Annotated in this window: 21 protein-coding genes; 20 read left to right on the top strand and 1 reads right to left on the bottom strand. The window is 65.4% G+C overall.

Annotation, left to right across the window (positions count from 1 at the left end):
- Positions 1–2: 2 nt before the first annotated feature.
- From thrB to ACIGJD_RS12460, 6 genes are all read left to right on the top strand, one after another.
- The gene (gene thrB / locus ACIGJD_RS12485; protein ID WP_483686453.1) at positions 3–977 is read left to right on the top strand and encodes a homoserine kinase; all 975 of its coding nucleotides are present in this window, start codon (positions 3–5) and stop codon (positions 975–977) included.
- Positions 978–1,272: 295 nt separating this feature from the next.
- Positions 1,273–3,393 carry a transcription termination factor Rho gene (gene rho / locus ACIGJD_RS12480; RefSeq protein WP_483686452.1) on the top strand — a complete coding sequence of 707 codons (2,121 nt, stop codon included), beginning with the start codon at positions 1,273–1,275 and terminating at the stop codon, positions 3,391–3,393.
- Positions 3,394–3,623: 230 nt separating this feature from the next.
- Positions 3,624–4,697 carry a peptide chain release factor 1 gene (gene prfA, locus ACIGJD_RS12475; RefSeq protein ID WP_286397780.1) on the top strand — a complete coding sequence of 358 codons (1,074 nt, stop codon included), beginning with the start codon at positions 3,624–3,626 and terminating at the stop codon, positions 4,695–4,697.
- A gap of 14 nt (positions 4,698–4,711) precedes the next feature.
- Positions 4,712–5,596 (top strand): peptide chain release factor N(5)-glutamine methyltransferase, encoded by an 885-nt coding sequence (prmC, locus tag ACIGJD_RS12470; protein WP_483686451.1) that lies wholly within the window; start codon positions 4,712–4,714, stop codon positions 5,594–5,596.
- A gap of 12 nt (positions 5,597–5,608) precedes the next feature.
- Entirely contained in the window at positions 5,609–6,421 is an 813-nt protein-coding gene (locus ACIGJD_RS12465) for an L-threonylcarbamoyladenylate synthase (RefSeq protein ID WP_483686450.1), read from the top strand.
- Positions 6,421–7,185: a WecB/TagA/CpsF family glycosyltransferase gene (locus ACIGJD_RS12460; RefSeq protein ID WP_483686449.1), complete on the top strand. Its 765-nt coding sequence runs from the start codon at positions 6,421–6,423 to the stop codon at positions 7,183–7,185. Before ACIGJD_RS12465 ends, ACIGJD_RS12460 begins: the two co-directional genes overlap by 1 nt.
- On the opposite strand, the gene ACIGJD_RS12455 is transcribed toward ACIGJD_RS12460, so the two are convergent.
- Positions 7,182–8,078 carry a glycosyltransferase gene (locus ACIGJD_RS12455; protein ID WP_483686448.1) on the bottom strand — a complete coding sequence of 299 codons (897 nt, stop codon included), beginning with the start codon at positions 8,076–8,078 and terminating at the stop codon, positions 7,182–7,184. The two genes, ACIGJD_RS12460 and ACIGJD_RS12455, sit on opposite strands and share 4 nt — an antisense overlap.
- 288 nt (positions 8,079–8,366) lie before the next feature.
- Here ACIGJD_RS12455 and ACIGJD_RS12450 point away from each other — a divergent pair, with 288 nt between their 5' ends.
- The 14 genes from ACIGJD_RS12450 (at position 8,367) to ACIGJD_RS12385 (ending at position 21,917) form a co-directional block, all read left to right on the top strand.
- Positions 8,367–9,479 (top strand): MraY family glycosyltransferase, encoded by a 1,113-nt coding sequence (locus ACIGJD_RS12450; protein ID WP_483686447.1) that lies wholly within the window; start codon positions 8,367–8,369, stop codon positions 9,477–9,479.
- A 111-nt stretch (positions 9,480–9,590) separates the two neighbouring features.
- Positions 9,591–10,073 carry a Cg1360 family ATP-synthase-associated protein gene (locus ACIGJD_RS12445; RefSeq protein ID WP_483686446.1) on the top strand — a complete coding sequence of 161 codons (483 nt, stop codon included), beginning with the start codon at positions 9,591–9,593 and terminating at the stop codon, positions 10,071–10,073.
- Positions 10,066–10,404 (top strand): AtpZ/AtpI family protein, encoded by a 339-nt coding sequence (locus ACIGJD_RS12440; RefSeq protein ID WP_483686445.1) that lies wholly within the window; start codon positions 10,066–10,068, stop codon positions 10,402–10,404. The genes ACIGJD_RS12445 and ACIGJD_RS12440 overlap by 8 nt, the downstream gene beginning before the upstream one ends.
- 81 nt (positions 10,405–10,485) lie before the next feature.
- The gene (gene atpB / locus ACIGJD_RS12435; protein WP_483686444.1) at positions 10,486–11,286 is read left to right on the top strand and encodes a F0F1 ATP synthase subunit A; all 801 of its coding nucleotides are present in this window, start codon (positions 10,486–10,488) and stop codon (positions 11,284–11,286) included.
- A gap of 111 nt (positions 11,287–11,397) precedes the next feature.
- Complete coding sequence (gene atpE / locus ACIGJD_RS12430) at positions 11,398–11,616, top strand: ATP synthase F0 subunit C (RefSeq protein ID WP_003804776.1); 219 nt, start codon at positions 11,398–11,400, stop codon at positions 11,614–11,616.
- Positions 11,617–11,670: 54 nt separating this feature from the next.
- The gene (locus ACIGJD_RS12425; protein WP_142133430.1) at positions 11,671–12,222 is read left to right on the top strand and encodes a F0F1 ATP synthase subunit B; all 552 of its coding nucleotides are present in this window, start codon (positions 11,671–11,673) and stop codon (positions 12,220–12,222) included.
- The gene (locus ACIGJD_RS12420; protein WP_483686443.1) at positions 12,222–13,049 is read left to right on the top strand and encodes a F0F1 ATP synthase subunit delta; all 828 of its coding nucleotides are present in this window, start codon (positions 12,222–12,224) and stop codon (positions 13,047–13,049) included. The genes ACIGJD_RS12425 and ACIGJD_RS12420 overlap by 1 nt, the downstream gene beginning before the upstream one ends.
- 78 nt (positions 13,050–13,127) lie before the next feature.
- Positions 13,128–14,765 (top strand): F0F1 ATP synthase subunit alpha, encoded by a 1,638-nt coding sequence (gene atpA / locus ACIGJD_RS12415; RefSeq protein WP_142133432.1) that lies wholly within the window; start codon positions 13,128–13,130, stop codon positions 14,763–14,765.
- Between the two features lie 70 nt (positions 14,766–14,835).
- Positions 14,836–15,726 carry a F0F1 ATP synthase subunit gamma gene (locus ACIGJD_RS12410; protein WP_483686442.1) on the top strand — a complete coding sequence of 297 codons (891 nt, stop codon included), beginning with the start codon at positions 14,836–14,838 and terminating at the stop codon, positions 15,724–15,726.
- Positions 15,727–15,809: 83 nt separating this feature from the next.
- On the top strand, positions 15,810–17,264 hold the full coding sequence (atpD, locus tag ACIGJD_RS12405; RefSeq protein WP_483686441.1) for a F0F1 ATP synthase subunit beta: 1,455 nt from the start codon (positions 15,810–15,812) through the stop codon (positions 17,262–17,264).
- Between the two features lies 1 nt (position 17,265).
- Entirely contained in the window at positions 17,266–17,550 is a 285-nt protein-coding gene (locus ACIGJD_RS12400; RefSeq protein ID WP_018760117.1) for a F0F1 ATP synthase subunit epsilon, read from the top strand.
- Positions 17,551–17,560: 10 nt separating this feature from the next.
- Entirely contained in the window at positions 17,561–17,992 is a 432-nt protein-coding gene (locus ACIGJD_RS12395; protein WP_142133435.1) for a DUF2550 domain-containing protein, read from the top strand.
- Positions 17,993–17,997: 5 nt separating this feature from the next.
- The gene (locus ACIGJD_RS12390) at positions 17,998–19,326 is read left to right on the top strand and encodes an alpha/beta hydrolase (protein ID WP_483686440.1); all 1,329 of its coding nucleotides are present in this window, start codon (positions 17,998–18,000) and stop codon (positions 19,324–19,326) included.
- A 32-nt stretch (positions 19,327–19,358) separates the two neighbouring features.
- Positions 19,359–21,917: a phosphatidylglycerol lysyltransferase domain-containing protein gene (locus ACIGJD_RS12385; RefSeq protein WP_483689492.1), complete on the top strand. Its 2,559-nt coding sequence runs from the start codon at positions 19,359–19,361 to the stop codon at positions 21,915–21,917.
- Positions 21,918–21,958: the final 41 nt, after the last annotated feature.

The following is a 21,958-nucleotide window of genomic DNA, read 5'->3' as shown; positions in this document are numbered from 1 at the left end:
CCTTGGACACCACCTCGCAGGCCGCCGTCGGACTGCAACTGATTGAGCCGGGCCAGCGCGTCACCGTCCGCGTTCCCGCTACCACGGCCAACCTTGGGCCCGGCTACGACAGCCTTGGGCTGGCGCTGGCACTGCACGACACACTGACGGTGGAAAGCCTGGATACGGACGAACTCGTGTTCGAGCTCAGCGGCGAGGGTGCCGACACCCTGCCGCGGGACGCCAGCCACCTGGTCATCAGGGCCATGGACGCGGCGTTTGAGCGGCTGGGCTACCGCCACGGCGGCCTGAAGGTGACGGCCCGGAACGTCAACCCGCACGGCCGTGGGTTGGGCTCCTCCGCGTCGGCCGTGGTGGCCGCAGTCTCGGCTGCCAACGCCATGGTGCCCGCGGAAAGCCGCCGCGGAAAGGACTGGATCCTCCAGCTCACCAGCGAACTGGAAGGCCACCCGGACAACGTCGCACCCGCGATTTTCGGCGGACTGGCGCTGTCATGGCAGGACAGTGAGCAGTACAGCAGCACCAGTGCCACGGTTGCCGGGTCCGTCATCCCCGTCGTGGCGGTGCCGGACTTCGAGCTCTCCACCGAAGCCGCCAGGGCACTGCTGCCGGCCTCGGTGGGACACCACGCCGCGGCAATGAATTCCGGCAGGGCAGCGCTGCTGATCCACGCACTCACACAGCAGCCGGAATTCCTGCTGCCGGGCACGGAAGACTACCTGCACCAGAGCTACCGCGCGGAGGCCATGCGGCCCAGTGCGGCACTGATTGCCGCCCTCCGCAAGGCAGGCTATGCCGCAGTGGTTTCCGGTGCCGGGCCAACCGTCCTGGTGCTTGCCAACGGAGAGGCGCAGGCCACGGACGCTGTGGCCTTCATCGAAGCCTTCACGGCGGAGAACACGCCGGACATCGGCTGGCGCGTGCTGAAGCTCGCAGTGGACGTCGAAGGTGCTAAGGTGGACTTGCACCGGCGGTAATTCCGCCTACCTGATCTGCTCCTGCATTCAGTTGCTGTTTGATCTACCACTGTGAATGTATTCCGGTGCCGCCTGCTTGGTCTGTCGCAGGAATTTGCAGCATCCAACTGCCCCTGAACCGTCAGCCCGGCGTTGTGCCATGGGCGCAGCGCAAGGTGAATCAGTATCCGGCCCTGCTGGCCGAAATCCAACCGGCAAGGCCGAACAATACCGGCTGCAGATCTGAACTGCAGCCCAGATCAAATCATCGCGTCCAGCTCCCAGTCTGGACGCCGTCGAGGGGGAAGGATCCTTCGTGACCGAAACCACTGAGCTGTCACCAGCTGTGGAACACACAACTTCTGCTGCCGAATCAACGGCCGCACCCGCCAAGAGCAGCGGCCTCGCCGGCCTGAAGCTCGCCCAGCTGCAGGCCCTTGCCAGCCAGCTCGGTATCTCCGGCGGATCCCGCATGCGCAAGGGGGACCTGGTCTCGGCCATCTCCGCCCATCGCGCAGGGACCCTCACCGCCAAGGCCCCCGCGAAGTCAGCGGAAAAGGCTCCGGAAAGCACTGTGGCTCCGGCTGCTACCGCACCTGTTTCCGCTTCGGAGGCCCCTGCCGCAGAAGCTCCTGCAGCGGAAGGCACCCGTGCACGTGGACGCGGCCGCAGCCGCCGCGCCGTCAGCGACGGCGTGGTTGCCCCGGCAGCCGAAGCTCCCGTTGTGGAGACCGCCGCACCCGCCGCCGCAACTGTCGAGGCGCCGTCGGCCGCTCCTGCCGAAGCACCCGAGGCAACGGAAGGTGCTGCTGAGCGCCGCCAGCCGCGCACCCGCAACCGCCGCCGCAGCGAAGCCGCTGCCGCCTCCGTCCAGGAAGCCCCGGTGGAGACCCCGGCAGAGCAGCCGTCCGCGGAACAGCGTTCCGGCGAGCAGCGCACCGAAGCCCCCGCAACTGAAGCAGGCGACGCCGGCCAGCGCACCGAACGCCGCGAAGGCGGCCGTACCCGCGGCCGCGACCGCGACTCCGACGGCGGCCGCGACAACCAGGGCAGCCGCGAGGCAGGCCAGCGCGAAGGCGGCCGGGACAACCGCGACAACGACGATTCAGACGGCGGAAGCCGCCGCAACCGCCGCAACCGCCGCGACCGGAACGACCGCTCCGGCGGCCAGGACCGGGACAACTCGCGCAACGACCGCTTCCGCGACCGCAACGACCGCCGCCGCGGCCGCAACCAGGGCCCGGACGTGGACGACGTCGAGGTCACCGAAGACGACGTCCTGCTGCCGGTTGCCGGCATCCTGGACGTCCTGGAGAACTACGCATTCATCCGCACCTCCGGCTACCTGCCCGGCCCCAACGACGTTTACGTCTCCCTCGCCCAGGTCAAGAAGTACAACCTGCGCAAGGGCGACGCCGTAGTCGGCGCCATCCGTGCACCCCGGGAAGGCGAGGACCGCAACCAGCAGTCCAACCGCCAGAAGTTTAACGCCCTGGTCCGCGTCACCTCCGTCAACGGCAAGACGCCCGAAGAGCTGAAGGATCGCGTCGAGTTCGCCAAGCTCGTTCCGCTGTACCCGTCCGAGCGCCTGCGCCTGGAGACCGACCCCAAAAAAATCGGTCCCCGCGTCATCGACCTTGTGGCCCCGATCGGCAAGGGCCAGCGCGGCCTGATCGTCTCCCCGCCCAAGGCCGGCAAGACGCTCATCCTGCAGTCCATTGCCAACGCAATCACCACCAACAACCCTGAGGTCCACCTCATGATGGTGCTGGTTGACGAACGCCCCGAAGAAGTCACGGACATGCAGCGCACCGTCAAGGGCGAGGTCATTGCCTCCACCTTCGACCGTCCCGCCGACGACCACACCACCGTGGCCGAACTTTCCATCGAACGCGCCAAGCGCCTCGTGGAGATGGGCATGGACGTGGTGGTCCTCCTCGACTCCATGACCCGCCTGGGCCGTGCCTACAACCTGGCAGCCCCGGCCTCCGGCCGCATCCTGTCCGGTGGCGTCGATTCCGCAGCCCTCTACCCGCCCAAGCGCTTCTTCGGCGCCGCCCGCAACATCGAGAACGGCGGCTCGCTCACCATCCTGGCCACCGCCCTCGTCGAGACCGGTTCCAAGATGGACGAGGTCATCTTCGAAGAGTTCAAGGGCACCGGCAACATGGAGCTCCGCCTGTCCCGCCAGCTGGCCGACAAGCGCATCTTCCCCGCCGTGGACGTCAACGCGTCCGGCACCCGCCGCGAGGAAAACCTGCTCTCGCCCGAAGAAGTCAAGATCATGTGGAAGCTGCGCCGCGTCCTCTCCGGACTCGAAACCCAGCAGAGCCTTGAACTGCTCACCAACAAGATCCGGGAAACCCAGAGCAACGTCGAGTTCCTCATGCAGGTGCAGAAGACGACGCTTGGTGCGAAGTCGGATAACGACAAGTAACGCATCGGGGAGCGGCTGATCTGCTGCCCCGGTGCTGACGCCGCACGGATTTTTCCGCCCCCGCCCCTACGCTGGGAGGCTTTCGATCTTCGATCGTCAGCCTCCCAGCTTCGGCAGGCCCGATGCCACTCCCGGGGCGGAAAAATCCGTGCGGCTTCCTCGTTAAGTCACCAGCCGCTTTCCCGTTTTTGTTTGTCATTAGACTTGTACAAGTCGAAAGAGGTTTATAGATGTTTGAGTCCGTACAGGGCCTGCTTGATGAGCATGACTCCATTCAGGCGCAGCTCGGGGATCCTGCTGTTTATGCTGACCAGCGGCTGGCCCGGAAGCTTGGGCGGCGGTCGGCTCAGCTTAATGGCATTGTTGAGGCCTACCACAAGTGGGAGGGCCTTCGGGATGACCTTGCCGCTGCCAAGGAGATGGCTGCCGAGGATCCCGAGTTCGCTGCCGAGGTGCCCGAGCTGGAGGCCTCACTCGAGACCGCCGCGGCCAAGCTTCGCCGCCTCCTCATTCCGCGCGACCCTGACGATGCCCGCAACGTGATCCTTGAGGTCAAGGGCGGTGAAGGCGGCGACGAAGCTGCCCTGTTCGCCGGCGACCTGCTGCGCATGTACACCCGCTACGCGGAGTCCCGCGGCTGGAAGACCGAAATCATCTCCGCCACCGAATCCGACCTTGGCGGGTACAAGGACGTCCAGGTGGCCGTCAAGGGCAACTCCAACGACCCCGCCGAAGGTGTTTACGCCCGGCTCAAGTTCGAAGGCGGCGTGCACCGCGTCCAGCGCGTGCCCGTGACCGAATCGCAGGGGCGCATCCACACGTCCGCCGCAGGCGTGCTGGTCCTGCCCGAAGTGGACGAGCCCGAAGAACTCGAGATCAACCAGAACGACCTCAAGATCGACGTGTACCGGTCCTCGGGTCCGGGCGGGCAGTCCGTGAACACGACGGACTCCGCCGTCCGCATCACGCACCTTCCCACCGGCATCGTGGTGGCCATGCAGAACGAGAAGTCGCAGCTGCAGAACCGCGAAGCCGGCATGCGCGTCCTGCGGGCACGCATCCTGGCGCACCAACAGGAGCAGATCGACGCCGAAAACTCGGCCCAGCGCAAGTCGCAGATCCGCACCATGGACCGCTCGGAGCGCATCCGTACCTACAACTACCCCGAAAACCGGATCGCGGACCACCGCACCGGCTACAAGGCGTACAACCTGGACCAGGTCATGAACGGCGACCTGGAACCGGTCATCCAGTCCGCCATCGAGATGGACGAGCAGGCCCGCCTGGACGCCATCGGCGACTGACCGGATCCATGCCCATGACCGAGCCCACCTCCGCGGCGCCGTCCCGGACCCTGGCAGCGGCTGTCCGGGAGGCGGCGGCGCTCCTGGCGGAAGCCGGCGTCCCCAGCCCCCGGGCCGATGCAGAGCTGCTGGCGGACCACCTGCTCAACGTCGGGCTGGGGCGCCTTCGCTCTTTGATGCTGGGTGACACTCCCGAGCCGGAGGGTTATACCGAACTCGTGGCCGACCGTGCCCGCCGCATCCCGCTGCAGCACATCACCGGGGTGGCGCATTTCCGCTACCTGGAGCTGGCCGTGGGACCCGGCGTGTTCATTCCGCGGCCAGAGACAGAAACCGTGGTGCAACTGGCCATTGACCATGTCAAGGGAATGCCGCAGCCACGCATCGTAGACCTGGGGACCGGGTCCGGCGCCATCGCGGGCTCCATGGCCCACGAAATACCCGGCGCAGAGGTCCACGCCGTCGAGTACAGCCCCTTCGCGCACGCCTGGGCGTCGAAAAACCTGGCGCCGTTGGGGGTCAACCTCATCCTGGGGGACCTGCGCGACGCTTTCGCGGAACTCAACGGAACCGTCGACGTCGTCATTTCCAACCCGCCGTACATCCCCGCCGAGGCCATCCCGAATGAACCCGAGGTAGCCCTGCACGATCCTCCCGAGGCCTTGTACGGCGGGGGAGCGGACGGCATGGAACTTCCGACGGCGGCGGCCGCCTCCGCTGCCCGGCTGCTGCGGCCCGGGGGCTACTTCGTGATGGAACACGCCGAAGTCCAGGCCGGCTGGATTGCCGCCATGCTTGGCAGGAGCGGAACTTGGACAGCCATCACCACGCACCTGGACCTGAACGGCAAGGAGCGCGCCACCAGTGCCGTGCTCGCGGACCAGTCCACACGGAAATGAAAGAATGGGCCAGTGACCACAACTTATGACTGCACCAGTGACGACGAGCGGGCCCGGGGCCTGGAACACGCCCAGCGTGCCATCAGCGAAAAGAAGTGCGTCGTGCTCCCCACGGACACGGTTTACGGCATCGGCGCGGACGCATTCTCGCCGCAGGCCGTCACCATGCTGCTGGTATCGAAGGGACGCAGCCGCACCATGCCGCCGCCCGTCCTGATCCCGCGCATCAACGCACTGGACGGCCTGGCCACCGAGGTTTCGGCGGACGCCCGCAAGCTGGCCGAGGCATTCTGGCCCGGCGGCCTGACCCTCATCCTGCACGCGCAGCCGTCGCTGGACTGGGACCTTGGCGAAACCAAGGGAACCGTTGCGCTGCGGATGCCCGCCGACGAAGTTGCCCTGGAACTGCTGACCCTGACCGGTCCGCTTGCGGTTTCCTCCGCCAACCGCACCGGCCAGGCCCCTGCCGGGACGGCCGCGGGCGCGCGGGAACAGCTCGCCGACTCGGTGGAGGTGTACCTGGAAGGCGGCCAGCGCCCGCTGGAAGGCGAAGCCGGCGTGCCCTCAACCATCGTGGACGCCACGGGACCCGTCCTGCGCGTGGTCCGCAACGGCGCCGTGAGCCTGGACCGGCTGCGCGAACACGTCCCGGGAATCCTGGGCCTGGGTGAGATCGCCATGGCCGAAGAGGAACCCGCGCCGGAGCAGGCGGGCGCGGGGGAGGCGGTGGACGACGCCGGTCACGCACCTGCCGCCTCTGGCTCCACCGCTGTCCCGGCTGCCGACGCAGAGCCCACCGCGCCGGCCGGGAACCAGCAGCCTTGATGGCGCTGGACCGGCAGCAGATTCCCGTCCTGGACGTCCACGCGACACCCCTGCGCGTTCCCGAGTTGGTCGAGGAACTCAACCGGTTCATCGAGGACGGGTCCACCCGGACAGTCCTGGGCCATAACCTGCACAGCGTCACGCTCACCTTGTCCGACGACGGCTTCCGCCGGCTGTACGAGGAAAGCGACATCGTGCTCCTGGACGGCGCCCCGGTGCTGTGGCTCTGGGGGAGGACCGGCAACGCCGAGGGCCCGGTGATGGATTACCGGCTTGGTTCAACCGACTGGCTGCCTGCACTTCACCAGGTGCGCGGCCTTGAACGGATTGCCGTGATCGGCGCCGGCGCCGATGCCAATGCAGGCGCTGTGAGCAGGCTGAAGGACATCGTTCCGAGCGCCCATGTCGCCGGCTTCCCGGGGGAGGGCTGGGGTGCTGCCCTTGAGGACGCCGCCGTGGCTTGGCTGCACCGCGAACAGCCGCAGCTTGTCCTGCTCGGCCTGGGCATGCCGCTCCAGGAGGAAGTGCTGCAGCGGCGGCTGGGCGACATGCCCCCCGCTGTCTACTGCGCCGTGGGCGGGGCCATCGAACAGTTGGCGGGAGTCCAGAAACTCGCTCCGCGCTGGCTGGGCCGGATGGGGCTGGAGTGGGCCTGGCGTTTGCTCCTGCATCCACGCCGTGTTGCCTACCGCGTGTTGGGGGAACCCTGGGTCCTGCTGTGGCTCCTGGTTGCCCGGCGGATCAAAGACCGGGGCCCGGCCTAGAACTTCTGGTCCTCCAGCGGGGCAAAGCCCTTGCCGCGCAGGCCGGTGGTGAACGAACGCGCCCAGCCCAACAAGCCCCGCAGGTCACGGCGCTGCAGGAAGTAGCCCAGGTAGCCGCCCACGTCGGCCACGAACGAGCGCACCCGGAAGTACCGGCGGATCAGGTAACCGCGGTTCCGGTAGTAGTAGAACCGCTTGAAGGCGGAGTCCGGAACGATCACATGCCAGCGGGCGCCGTAGACATGCTGGGTTTCCGAAAAGGCATGCGGGTGCGTAATGGCGGTGGTGGTCACCGTGCCGAAACGGATCCCCGCCTTGCGGAGCCGAATGGTGAAATCCACCTCGTCGCCGCGGATGAACAGCCGCATATCCGGCAGGCCCACTTTGAAGAACACGTCCGACCGGATCAGCGCGCCGTTGAAAAAGTGCCCGTCGTTGGGCAGGAAGCCGAGCTTTTCAACCTCCGCGCGGTCGTGGGTGACCTTGCCGTCAAGGCGGAAGAAAAAGGACAGCCGGTCGGGATGGCCCGGTGCTGTCACCAAGGGGACCACGGCTTCCAGGTCGCGGGCCTCGGCCTCACGAAGCAGCGTGGCGAGGCATTCCGGATCGGCCGGCTCGGCGTCGTCGTCCATCATCCAAACCCAGCGGGCGCCGCTGGCGACCGCCTTTAGCGCTGCCAGCGCAAACCCCCCGGCGCCGCCCAGGTTGGCCTCGGAGCGTACATACTCAACGTTCGGGTGCGCCGCCGCAACCTCCGCGGCAGGGGTTGTGCCGCTGTCCACAAGGCAAATGGTGTCCACCTGCCGGCTCTGCGCGTTGATCGAATCCAGCAGGACCGACAGTTCCTTGGGCCGGTCAAACGTCACGGCGGCAACCGCAATGCGGGGGGTCATGGGGGTCCTTTCCGCATGGCCGCCAGGGAGTTCCCCACCTGTTGTGCGCCCGTGTGGCGCGGAGCCATGGTGCCGATGGCACTAGTATCTTTGACTAGAGTCCACTGTAATACAGCCCTGTAAGGCGCTGCGCGTAAGTCTGGCGCACTGCCTGCTGCGCGCTCGGCGACGGAGAAGTTTCATTTATCGAAGAACAGATTCCCGGCCAGTGAGCCCTTCCACCATGGACCGGCTGCCGGCGCAGCTGAACGGCTTCGACAGCATTACTCCCCGGACGGTGCCTGCCGCATGATCATGTACCTGCTTATGGGGCTGACGGCTGCCATCGTGTCCTACGCCGCCACATGGGGCGCCCGGGTGGTCGGCCACAGGCTCGAGCTGCACCTGCCAATCCGCAGCCGGGACATGCACTCCATCCCCGTCTCCAGGTTGGGCGGCGTCGCGATCTTCCTGGGCATCATGGTGGCGCTGGTTGTGGCCAGCCAGTCGTTCTTCGTCAAGGACATTTACCGGAACAATTTCTCACCCTGGGGCGTCCTGGCCGGCGCCGCCGTGATCGTCCTGGTGGGCGTGGCGGATGACCTGCTGGACATCCGGTGGTGGGTCAAGCTGATCGGCCAAAGCGCGGCCGGCCTGACCGTGGCCCTCTGGGGTGTCCGGATGACCATCGTTCCCTGGATTCCGGAGCCCATCTACCTGCAAAACGAAACGCTCCGGGTGGTGCTGACAGCGGGACTGATCGTGACCACCATGAATGCCTTCAACTTCATCGACGGACTGGACGGCCTCGCCGCCGGGGTGGCCATTATCGGCGGCACGGCATTCTTCTTCACCGCCTACTGGGTGCACCGGAACGCGGTACTGCTGGACTACTCGGACCTGGCAACCCTCATCACGGCCGTGCTGGTGGGCGGCTGCCTGGGGTTCCTGCCGCACAACTGGTTTCCGTCAAAGATCTTCATGGGCGATTCCGGCGCCATGTTGATCGGACTGCTCATGGCCTCGGCCGGCGTCGTCTCCACGGGGCAGATCTCCTCGGGCCTCTACGACCGCGCCAACGGCATCTCAACGGTGATCCCCATCCTGCTTCCGTTCGCCGTCCTGTTCCTTCCACTGCTGGACCTGGGGCTTGCCGTAGTGCGCAGGACGGCCCGTGGACGTTCGCCGTGGTCTGCGGACCGCGGCCACCTGCACCATAAGCTCCTGGACATCGGCTACTCCCACCGCACCGCCGTGATCCTGATGTACCTGTGGACGGCAGTGCTGTCCTTCGGCGGCCTCGCGTTCGCAATCTTCCCCTGGCAAATCGTGCTAGCGGTCGATATCTTTGCCACGTTGGTCATGGGACTGGTCACGGCGTGGCCCTACCTGTCGCGCGGCAACGGGGAGACGACGGCGTAACGCCGGTTCTGAATTATTTCTATCTCGTGTAGAATTTAGGGGCAGCCCAAGCTGCCACTCCACCCCCTGCCTCCTGGCCATTTGCCACGTGGTGCCGACGATTGGGATCGAATGACCTCCAACGCCGAATCCGGACCTGCCTCCGGCAATGGTCCTGTTGGCGCTTCCGGTCCCACGCCCTCACTGTGGCTGAACCTGCTCAAGCGCAGTTCCATCGCCGCAGCGGCGGGACTTGTGTTGTGTGCCATCCCGGCCGCACTCCTAAACGGGTTCACCGGCGCCGTATCGAGCGTCCTCGGTGGCCTGCTGGTGATGCTTTTCTTTGGCATCAGCCTGTTGGTGGGGCACTTCGTGGGACGCAGCAACCCGTCGGGGGCGATTGGCATGTTTGTCGCCACCTACTTCATCAAGGTGGTGGGCTTTGCCGTGGTCCTGTTCGCCATCGGTGCTCCGGAATGGCTCCACGGCCGGTGGTTCATCATTGGCGCGGTGGTTGCCGTCGTCCTTTGGCAGGTTGCAGAGATCCATGGCTTCAGCCGGGCCCGCCTCCAGATCTACAACGATCCAGAAGACAGGGGAGCAACTGATGCGTGACCCGAAGAAGTCCGCAGGCGCCGCCCACGGCAAACGGGGATCCAAAGCCTCCGCGCCCGCTGCTTCCGACGCTTCCACCGATGGCGGCTACAACGCTGGAATGGCTGTATTCAGCTACATCATTGGCGGAATCATCGTCTGGAGTTTGATAGGGTGGGGACTGGATTATCTGTGGGGAACGCGCTGGATTGTGCTCGCAGGCGCTCTGCTCGGAGCCGTCGGAGGTTTCTACCTTTCCCACATGCACGGCCTCACCAGTTCCCGTAAAAATGCTGATGAGCGCCATGCTCCCAGCGCACCGTCCCAGGACGGAGAAGATAATGCCAAATAATTTCACAGGGGGAACAGCAGGCTGTCAGGCTGCCGGACCCCGCCCAACGCCCAATGATGGACACTGCAGAGAGGAAACGCGTTGATCGCGCTTGCGCTCCCGGCCCAAGATTCAGGAGAGTTCACTCCTCCTGGTATTAACGAAATGCATTTGCCGGCAATCCTGCCGTGGGGTGCCGCAGAAGGATTCTCCAAGCAGATGCTGCTGGTCCTCCTCTCTGTCGTCTTTATCGCCGTCTTCTTCGTGCTGGCCGCACGCAAGCAGCAGCTGGTACCCGGCAAGCTCCAGTTCGCCGGCGAGGCCGCCTACGGCTTCGTCCGCAACGGCATCGCCAAGGACATCATCGGCGGCAGGGACTTCATCAAGTACGTCCCGCTGCTCTTCAGCCTGTTCTTCTTCATCCTGGTCAACAACATCTACGGCGCCATCCCGGTGTTCCAGCTCCCCACTTTCTCGCACGTGGGTGGAGCGTACGTGCTGGCCGGACTGGTCTACGTCACCTGGATCGCCATCGGCATCAAGAAGAACGGCCTGCGCTACTTCAAGCTGGCCACCGTCCCCTCGGGTGTTCCGTGGTACATCCTGCCGATCGTCATCCCCATTGAGATCATCTCGAACTTCGTGGTCCGGCCCGTAACGCACAGCCTCCGTCTGTTCGCCACCATGCTCGCCGGCCACCTGATCGTGATGATCGCCGGCTCCGGCATCGAGTACCTCATCATGCAGGAGAACGTCCTGCTGAAGGGCACCTCGGTCCTGGTCCTGGCAGGTGCCATCGCCATGTACATGCTCGAAGCCCTGATCATGGTCCTGCAGGCCTACGTCTTCACGCTGCTGACCGCGATCTACATCGAAGGCGCGCTGCACGCCGACAGCCACTAGGCACCCCGCCGGGGGAGCCATGCTCCGCCGGCACACCACAGTCTTCCCCTCGCGGGGATGAAGCAACCCAAACAACCTGCCGCACAAAGCGGCATCTTGAAAGGAAAAAAAATGGAAGGCTCCATCAACGGCTCCCTCAACCTCATCGGCTATGGCCTCTCGGCTATCGGCGGTGGTATCGGTGTGGGTCTCGTGTTCGCTGCCTACATCAACGGCGTTGCACGCCAGCCGGAAGCCCAGCGCGTCCTGCAGCCGATCGCATTCCTTGGCCTGGCGCTGACCGAAGCACTCGCCATCCTGGGCCTGGTCTTCGCTTTCGTTCTCAAGTAAACCTTCAGAACGTCAGCGAACATTCAGAACCGAGTAGATAAGGACGGGTGAAATATGCATCAGCTGATCATCTCAGCCGCCGCTGAAGGCGACGTCAACCCCCTTGTTCCCAATGCCTGGGAAATGCTGGTTGTCTTCGTGGGCTTTGCCATCCTCTTCTTCATCGTGGTCAAGTACGTTGTCCCGATGTTCGAGAAGACCTTCGCCGAGCGTGCCGAGGCCATTGAAGGCGGCATCGCCAAGGCTGAAAAGGCCCAGGCTGAGGCGTCTGCTGCACTCGAAGAGTACAAGCAGCAGCTGACCGACGCCCGCACCGAAGCCAACCGCATCCGTGAGGAAGCCCGCGCCGAAGGTGCCCAGATCCTCGCGGATCTCAAGGAGAAGGCGGCAGCAGAGTCTGCCCGCATCACCGCACAGGCCCACGCGCAGATCGAATCCGAGCGCCAGGCGGCAGTTGTGTCCCTGCGCTCTGAGGTAGGCACCCTGGCCACCACCCTTGCCGGCCGCATCGTGGGCGAGTCCCTCGACGACGACGCACGGGCAGCACGGGTAGTGGACCGCTTCCTGGCAGATCTGGAGTCCCAGAACGCAGGTGCAGCTAAGTAATGGCAGGCGTATCGAGCGAATCGCTGGCAACAGCCCTGGCCGCGTTGGAAGCAAAGCTTCCTACGGCGTCGCTGCAGCTGGCAAAGGAACTCTTCGGAATTCTGGGAATGGTGGACAGCTCGGCTGGCTTGCGCCGGGCCCTGACTGACCCCTCCCGCAGCGGCGATGAAAAGTCGGCGCTGGTCAGGCAGCTGGTTGGCGGAAAAGTCTCCGCTGATGCTGCTGAGATCGCGGGCGGACTGGCCAGCTCACGCTGGGCATCGGCGCGTGACATCGGCGATGCACTCGAGACTCTTGCCGCAACGGTGGTCATTTCCGTTGCTGAAAACAAGTCGGCCGTTTCTGCCTCCGGAATCACTGGCCTGGAAGAACTGGAAAACGATCTGTTTTCCTTCAACCAGGCTGTTGCCTCCAGCCACGAGGTACAACGTGCTCTGTCCGAACCGCAGGCAAGCGCAGCGGCCAAGTGCGCCCTTGCCGGGAAGCTGGTGCCCGGCGTCAGTGAGGAAGCCAAAGTCCTCATCACGCAGGCAGTCAGCCAGCCCCGCGGGATCAAGCCCACCCGGCTTGTGGAACGGTTTGCCGAACTGGCGGCCAAGCGGCAGCAGCGCTGGATTGCAACGGTCAGTGTGACCCGTCCTTTGTCGCAGTCGCAGCTGGCACGCCTCCAGGCAGGCCTGAACAATCTGTACGGGCGGGAACTGAAGGTCAACATCAACGTTGACCCGGCGCTCATTGGCGGCATCCGTGTCCAGGTAGGTGACGAGGTGCTCGACGCTTCGGTCCTCACCCGGCTGGGCGAACTGCAACGCCAGCTGGCCGGCTAGCCGGACAAGCACAACACAACTGATAGAAACCCCGGTCACCGTTTGCGGTGATCACAAACAGGAGAGCAGGGACTGCAGATGGCCGAATTGACCATCAACGCCGACGACGTCCGTAATGCGCTGAACGAGTTCGCGGCGTCCTACGAACCCGGGAACGCAGAGCGCGTAGAGGTCGGCCGCGTAACCACCGCTAGTGACGGCATCGCCCGTGTTGAGGGCCTTCCCTCGGTCATGGCGAACGAGCTGCTGCGCTTTGAGGACGGCACCCTGGGCCTGGCCCAGAACCTCGACGTCCGCGAAATCGGCGTCATCGTCCTCGGCGACTTCACCGGCATCGAAGAAGGCCAGGAAGTCCACCGGACCGGACAGGTTCTGTCCGTTCCCGTTGGCGATGCCTTCCTTGGCCGCGTTGTCGACCCGCTGGGCGTGCCCATCGACGACCTCGGCGAGATCAAGGCCGAGACCACCCGCGCACTGGAGCTTCAGGCCCCCGGCGTGACCCAGCGCAAGTCGGTCCACGAGCCGATGCAGACCGGCCTCAAGGCCATCGACGCGATGATCCCGATCGGCCGCGGCCAGCGCCAGCTGATCATTGGCGACCGCCAGACGGGCAAGTCCGCCATCGCGATCGACACCATCATCAACCAGAAGGCCAACTGGGCCTCGGGCGATGTCAACAAGCAGGTCCGCTGCATCTACGTCGCCATCGGCCAGAAGGCGTCCACCATTGCCGCCATCCGCCAGACTCTTGAGGACAACGGCGCGCTGGAGTACACCACCATCGTGGCTTCTCCCGCGTCCGACCCCGCAGGCTTCAAGTACCTGGCACCGTACGCCGGCTCGGCCATCGGCCAGCACTGGATGTACGGCGGCAAGCACGTCCTGATCGTGTTCGATGACCTGTCCAAGCAGGCCGAAGCCTACCGCGCCGTGTCGCTGCTGCTGCGCCGCCCGCCGGGACGCGAAGCCTACCCGGGCGACGTCTTCTACCTGCACTCCCGCCTGCTGGAGCGTTGTGCCAAGCTCTCCGACGAGCTCGGTGCCGGCTCCATGACGGGCCTGCCGCTGATCGAGACCAAGGCGAACGACGTGTCCGCCTACATCCCGACCAACGTCATCTCCATCACCGACGGCCAGATCTTCCTGCAGTCCGACCTCTTCAACGCCAACCAGCGTCCCGCTGTTGACGTGGGTGTGTCCGTGTCGCGCGTTGGCGGTGCCGCCCAGGTGAAGTCCATGAAGAAGGTCTCCGGTACCTTGAAGCTGGACCTGGCACAGTACCGCGACATGCAGGCGTTCGCGATGTTCGCGTCCGACCTGGATGCTGCGTCCCGCCAGCAGCTGACCCGTGGTGCCCGCCTGATGGAACTGCTCAAGCAGGGCCAGTACTCGCCGTTCCCGGTCGAGGACCAGGTCGTCTCCATCTGGGCCGGCACCAACGGCTACCTGGATGACGTTCCCGTCGAGGACATCAGCCGCTTCGAAGCCGAGTTCCTGGAGCACCTGCGCCACAAGTCCTCGATCCTGACCACGCTGGCCCAGACCAATGTGCTGGACGACGACACCGTTGCCGCTCTGAAGTCCTCCATCGTGGACTTCAAGAAGGGCTTCTTCGGCGAGGGTGACAACCACCTGGTAGGCGCCGGCCACGAGGAGCATGACGCTATCTCCGAGGGCGAAGTCGACCAGGAAAAGATCGTCAAGCAGAAGCGCTAGTTCCGCACCGCCGGTGTGCCGGGCCCCAGGGCCCGGCACACCGGCTACGGAATGTTAGGAAAGGATAAGTATGGGAGCCCAGATCCGGGTCTACCGCCAGAAGATCAGCTCGACCACGTCGATGCGCAAGATCTTCAAGGCGATGGAACTGATCGCTACGTCGCGCATCGGGAAGGCCCGTGCGCGCGTAGCAGCTTCACTGCCTTACGCGAACGCGATCACGCGCGCCGTTTCTGCTGTCGCCAGCCAAAGCGAAATCGACCACCCGCTGACCACTGAGCCGGAGCAGATCCGCCGTGCCGCCGTCCTGGTAATTACCTCGGACCGCGGCCTGGCTGGGTCCTACTCTGCCGGTGTCCTCAAGCAGGCGGAAGGTCTCAACGAGCTGCTCCACGCCGAAGGCAAGGAAGTCAAGACCTACCTCGTGGGCCGCAAGGCCCAGGCCTACTTCGATTTCCGGAACCGCGAGTATGCGCGGGTCTGGACCGGAGGAACCGACGCCCCCGAGTTCAGCACCGCCCGTGAAATCGGCGCGGCACTGCTCAACGATTTTGCCACGGACTTCGCTGAGGGCGGCGTGGACGAGATCCATGTTGTGTACACGCGCTTCAAGTCGATGGTTACTCAGGAGCCCACGGTTATCCGCCTCCTGCCGCTGGAGGTAGTGGAAGAGCAAGCCGCCTCCGAATCGGAGCTGCTGCCGCTGTACGAGTTCGAGCCGGAAACCGAGCGGGTCCTTGACGCACTGCTGCCGCGCTACATCGAATCGCGGCTGTTTGCCGCGATGCTGCAGGCCGCAGCATCGGAGCTGGCTGCCCGCCAGCGGGCGATGAAGTCGGCAGGCGACAACGCAACGGAACTGATCAAGAAGTACACGCGTCTGCGCAACACGGCCCGCCAGGCCGAAATCACGCAGGAACTCTCCGAGATTGTTGCCGGTGCCGACGCCCTTGCGTCGTAGCCTCCAACGCCCCGGTTTACGCGGAACCAGCACCACCACAGATAAACTTAACCCCACGCCATCTACTGAGTGAAGTGAGAGAGATGACTGCCACTGCTACCGAACGCGTAGCCGCAACGGCCGGTGCCACCGGCCGTATTGCGCGCGTAATCGGCCCGGTTGTCGACGTCGAATTCCCGGCTGACGCAATCCCGTCGATCTACAACGCCCTCACCACCGAGATTACTCTCAACGGTGAGACCAAGACCATCACGTTCGAGACCTCCCAGCACCTGGGTGACAACCTCGTCCGCGCCATCTCCCTGCAGGCAACCGACGGCCTTGTCCGCGGCACCTCCGTGGTGGACACCGGCGCGCCCATCTCCGTTCCCGTCGGTGACGGCGTCAAGGGCCACATCTTCAACGTGCTGGGCCAGCCCCTGGACGTTGCCGAGTCGGAGCTGGAGGTCAGCGAACGCTGGCCCATCCACCGCAAGGCCCCCAACTTCGCTTCGCTCGAAGGTTCCACCGAGATGCTGGAGACCGGCATCAAGGTCATCGACCTCCTCACCCCGTACATCAAGGGTGGAAAGATCGGCCTCTTCGGCGGCGCCGGCGTGGGCAAGACCGTTCTGATCCAGGAAATGATCACCCGTGTTGCCCGCAACTTCGGTGGTACCTCCGTGTTCGCCGGTGTTGGGGAGCGTACCCGTGAGGGCAACGACCTCTGGGTTGAAATGGAAGAGGCAGGCGTCCTCAAGGACACCGCCCTTGTCTTCGGCCAGATGGACGAGCCGCCGGGAACGCGCCTCCGCGTGGCCCTGTCCGCGCTGACCATGGCGGAGTACTTCCGCGATGTGCAGAACCAGGACGTGCTGCTCTTCATCGACAACATCTTCCGGTTCACCCAGGCAGGTTCCGAGGTCTCCACCCTCCTCGGCCGTATGCCTTCGGCCGTGGGTTACCAGCCCAACCTGGCGGACGAGATGGGCCTCCTGCAGGAGCGCATCACCTCCACCAAGGGGCACTCCATCACCTCGATGCAGGCCATCTACGTTCCCGCAGATGACTACACCGACCCCGCCCCGGCCACCACCTTCGCGCACCTGGATGCCACCACGGAACTTTCCCGTGAAATCGCCTCCCGTGGCCTCTACCCGGCCGTTGACCCGCTGACGTCCACTTCCCGCATCCTGGATCCCCAGTACATCGGCAAGGACCACTACAACACGGCCGTCCGGGTGAAGCAGATCCTGCAGAAGAACAAGGAACTCCAGGACATCATCGCCATCCTCGGTGTCGATGAACTCTCCGAAGAGGACAAGATCGTCGTGTCGCGTGCACGCCGCATCCAGCAGTTCCTCTCGCAGAACACCTACACCGCCAAGCAGTTCACCGGTGTTGAAGGCTCCACGGTTTCCATCAAGGACACCGTTGAAGGCTTCGCGGCGATCTGCGACGGCGAACTGGACCACATCGCGGAGCAGGCGTTCTTCAACGTCGGCGGCCTCGATGATGTCGAGCGCCAGTGGGCCAAGATCCAGGAACAGACCAAGTAATATGGCTGAGCTTGAGGTTGAGATTGTCGCAGCGGACCACTTTGTGTGGTCCGGAGCGGCCAAGATGGTCAAGGCCCGCACCAGCGATGGTGAAATCGGAATCCTGCCCGGCCACTCGCCCCTGCTGGCGATCCTGGCCGAGGGTGAACTGGCGATCCAGCCGGTTTCCGGGGACCGTATTGCGGTGGACGTCGACGGCGGGTTCTTCTCCGTCGACAACAACCGCGTGGTGATCGTTGCTGACAATGCCCAGTTGGGCGGCTCGGCTACCGCTGGGATCCGCTAGCAAGACCTTGATGGACGCACCGGGTATTTCGTTCATCGCACTGGCAATCGCGTTCGGATTGCTGATTTTTGCACTGTGCCTTTCGGGGGTGCGCCGCTTCAACCTGCGGCGTGCCCTCGGCACGGTGGACGCCTCCATTTGCGTAGCTGGAAACAGCTGGCAGATGGGGGTTTGTCGTTATCAGGACAATGACCTTGAATGGTTCAGGCTCATCTCCTTGAGCGTCCGCCCCAAGTACACATTCAAACGCAGCTCGCTGGAGCTGCTGGGCCGCCGGAAGCCTACCGAAGCGGAGGCGGTGAAGGTCCAGCCGGACGTGGTGATCGTCGAACTCCGCTACGAGGGGCAGGACCTGCACCTGGCCATGAAATTCGACGCCTACACGGGACTGTCATCCTGGCTGGAAGCAGGTCCCGTCATTGGTGTGGGGACCTGGCGCTAGCCAACGTGGACTGGCTTTTAGACATCCGGCTCACCGACGGTCCGCTCTATGGAACCGTGCTGGTATTGGGAATGGGCGGCGCCGCCTATCTCCTGGTGCCACCCTGGCGCGCCGCCGTGGTTCCGGTCCACCGCGTCCGGGCATGGGCTGTCCGCATCCTCATCGCCGCTGCAGCCGCATTTGCCCTGGTTGGTACCGTGCACTGGGCGCTCATCAACATCTTCACCATCTTTCCTGAGGACCTGCCCGACCCCGTCCTGCTGTGGCTGGTGCCGGGTGTGGCGGCACTGCTCCTGTGCCTGCTCCGGCTGCCCCGGACCAGCTGGGGCGGCCGCGGAGGAGGGCTCCTCGCCGCGCTGCTGGTGATGCTGCTGTCTGCGATCCAGATCAACGCCTACTTTGGCCTGAACAGGACCGTCAGCGACCTGCTGGGCACGGCACTGGCCCGCATTCCCGCGCCGGAGCAGGACCTCATGCGCCACCCCGGGGAAGCCGACGGCCTGCCGCTGCAGGGCTGGAAGCCGCAGGCTGAGCTGCCGGCCGGAGGTGAACTGCGCAAGGCCGCGATTCCCGGAACGATGTCAGGGATGAACACCCGCGATGCCTACATCTACCTTCCGCCGGCCTACTTTGCCACCAACCGGCCCGCCCTGCCCGTGCTGGTCCTGGTGGCCGGGCAGCCCGGCGGTCCCGCCGACTGGCTCACCGGCGGCGCCATCCGCGGCCATATGGATTCCTTTGCCGCCGCCCACGGCGGGGTGTCACCCGTGGTGGTCATCCCGGATCCCAACGGCTCACAGTCCGCCAACACCATGTGCATGGACAGCCGCATCGCCAAAGCGGATACCTACCTTTCACAGGACGTGCCACAGTGGATCGGATCCACCCTGGCGGTGGACACCAACCACAGCCACTGGGCCATTGGCGGCTTCTCCTTCGGCGGCACCTGCGCGGTGCAAATGGGAACCAGGCACCCTGACATCTACGCCGACGTGCTGGCCTTCTCCAGCGAAGCGGAGCCGGCAATCGCCAAGGAACGGCAGAAGACCATCGACGCAGCCTTCCCCGGAAACCCCGATGATTTCACGCGGCAGACTCCACTGGAGATTATGAAACACCAACGGTTCGAGTCCCACGGGATGTACCTCACGGCAGGCCAGAACGATCCGGAGTTCGTGGCAAATCTCCAGACGCTGGCCGCGGCAGCGGAGGGCGCCGGCTTCACGGTGCAGGCGCACGTAGTGGAACATACCGGCCACTCCTGGGACACCTCATCCAAGCGCTTTGCCGACGCCCTGCAGTTCCTCGGCAGCCAGTGGGGGATGCAGTGGTGACCGCCAGGAACCCCAACCGCACGGCCGCCCTGATGTGGGCCGCCGTCGGACGCCCCGCGGTGCAGCAGGCGCTGAGCACGCTGAGGTCCATGCCGTTCACTCTCGGGGTGGTTATTGCCTTCCTCGCCACCGCCGCCCTGACCGGAAGCTTCCTGGACGGGCCGCCGGAGCAGCTCCTGGGGCTCGCCTCCGTCAGTGGCCCCGGCCTGCGCGGCGGGCAGTGGTGGTCGCTGTTCACCAGCCTCTTCTTCGCCACCAACCCGCTGGCTTACATCGCGGCGTCGCTGATGATGGTCCTCCTGCTGGGACTTGCCGAGCGCAGGCTGGGCCGGCGGGCCGCCGTCGGACTGTTCTTCGGCGGCCAGTTCGCGGCGGTCACCGTGTTCCTCCTGGTGACCCAGCTGGCAGGATATGTGGGGGACGGCTGGCTGGACACCATGGCCGATGACAACCTGATTGGCCCCTACGCCCCTGTGCTGACCGCCGGCCTGGCCGCCAGCGCCCGGATCACCCTGCTGTGGCAGCGCCGGCTCCGCACCGTGGTGCTGTCCATTTCGCTCCTCCTGGTTCTTTACGTGGGACATGCGGAGACGGTGATCGGCCTGATCGGCGCGCTTCTTGGCCTCCTGGCAGGCTGGTGGATCCAGGGGGACCAGGGCCGCCTCCACCGCCACCGCTCCACCGGGCGCGAGACCAGGAACCTGCTGGCCCTCACCGTCGCGGTGTTTGCCGTGGGACCCATCCTGACCGGCATCACGCGGGCGCCCACGGGCCCGTTGGCCCTGCTGCGCGACGTCGTGCTGAGCCCGATGCCCACCCTCAGCCAACTGGTGTTCAACTGCGGCGCCACGGTTGACGCGTCCTGCCTGGAGACCGGTCGGGCGGGATTTGCCGGTCCGTTCGGTTTGGCGCTGGCGGTGGTGCCGGTGATCCTGCTGCTGATCTGCGCGGACGGCATGCGGCGCGGCCGCCGGCTGGCGCTCAACATCGCCCTGGCCATCCAGCTGGCTGTTACCGCGCTGGCCGCCGTCTACCTTGCCCTGTTCGCCCTGGTCCCGTCCCGCCTGCAGGGGACGCATGCCACGCCGCTGTCCTCGGCCTTCGCGCACGTGCTTCCGCTCGTGGTTGTCCCGTTGCTGCTGGCGGTGGTCCTGTGGCTGAACCGGCGGCAGTTCCGCGTGCAGACCCGTCCCGGCGCCCGCCGCGTGCTCGGTGCTGTTGTGTGCGGAACCTGGCTTGCCCTGGCCAGCTCCTACACCGTGGCCTGGTTTTTGTCCGGGGGCCTGGCCCGCGACGGCGGGTTGCTGGGCCTTTTCGCCGAGCTGGCGCGGCAGTATGTTCCGGTGCCCATTCCACAGCATTTCCGCCGGGTCTTTCCTGAGCAGGACAGTGCCGAGGCGCTGTTGTTCGCCTATTCCGGTCCGGTGTTCTGGCTGGTAGCCCTGGTGGCCGTGTGGTGGGTGCTGGTGGGCCGGCACCACGGCCTCAACTTCGGGCGGCAGGACCGGGACCGCGCCCGGGACCTGCTCCACCAGGGCGGGGGCCCACTGTCATGGATGGCACTCTGGGAGCCCAACACCTACTGGTTCAGCCCCGACGGCGCAGGTGGTATGGCGTTCCAGCAGCACGGGACCGTGGCGCTGACCCTGGGCGGTGCGATCGGCGACCGCGGGGCTGAGCAGCGGGTGACCGAGGGATTCCTGGATTACTGCCGCAGCCAGGCCCTGGTGCCTGCGCTCTATTCCTGTGACGACACCATGTGGCCGGTACTCAGGGAGCGCGGTTTTTCCCGCGTTGCCGTTGCCCAGGAGACCCGCCTGGCGCTGGATGAGCTCGAGTTCAAGGGCAAGGAGTGGCAGAACGTCCGGACAGCGCTGAACCGCGCGGCGAAGCTCGGGGTTCACGCGGTCTGGGGCTCGTACCACTCATTGCCGCCGGCGCTGCGGTCACGGCTGAACGAAGTGTCCGAGGAGTGGGCGGCCACCAAGTCGGTTCCGGAAATGGGCTTCACGCTAGGGGGAGTCGACGAACTCGATGACGAGGAGGTTCTCTGCTGCCTGGCGGTGGACGGCAACGGCACGGTCCACGGCGTGACCAGTTGGCTGCCCGTGTACGACGGCGGGCGGCTGGTGAGCCGGACCCTGGACGTCATGCGCCGGGGCAGCGAGGGATTCCCGGGCGTGATGGAATTCCTGATCGCCTCGGCTGTCCTCGAGTTGCGGGACTCGGTGGACATGATCTCCCTTTCCGGCTCGCCGCTGGCCAGCCGACCGGACGGGCAGCCGGGGACGGGAGCCGCCGCGGAGGAAACGGGGACGGCGGACGGAAGCACGGAAGCGGGCGCCACCGACGAGGGCGCGCAGAACCTCGTCAGGATCCTGGATCTGGTAGGCCACGCGCTTGAACCGGTCTACGGGTTCCGCTCCCTGGCGGCGTTCAAATCGAGGTTCAAGCCGGAGTACCGGGCGCTCTACCTGTACTACCAGGACCCGCTGCACCTGCCCGCCATCGGCCGCGCGCTGACCCGGGCCTACCTCCCCGGCCTGTCCCTGGCACAGGGTGCCCGGCTGGTCCGTAAATTGGTCACCTAAAGGCCGTTAAGCCATCCTGGAAATGCCCCGCTGGATAGTGC

This window comes from Arthrobacter sp. E1SS-5 (assembly GCF_057073715.1).
The sequence above is the reverse complement of the archived record's forward strand: the minus strand, read 5'-3'. Positions and strand labels throughout refer to the sequence as shown.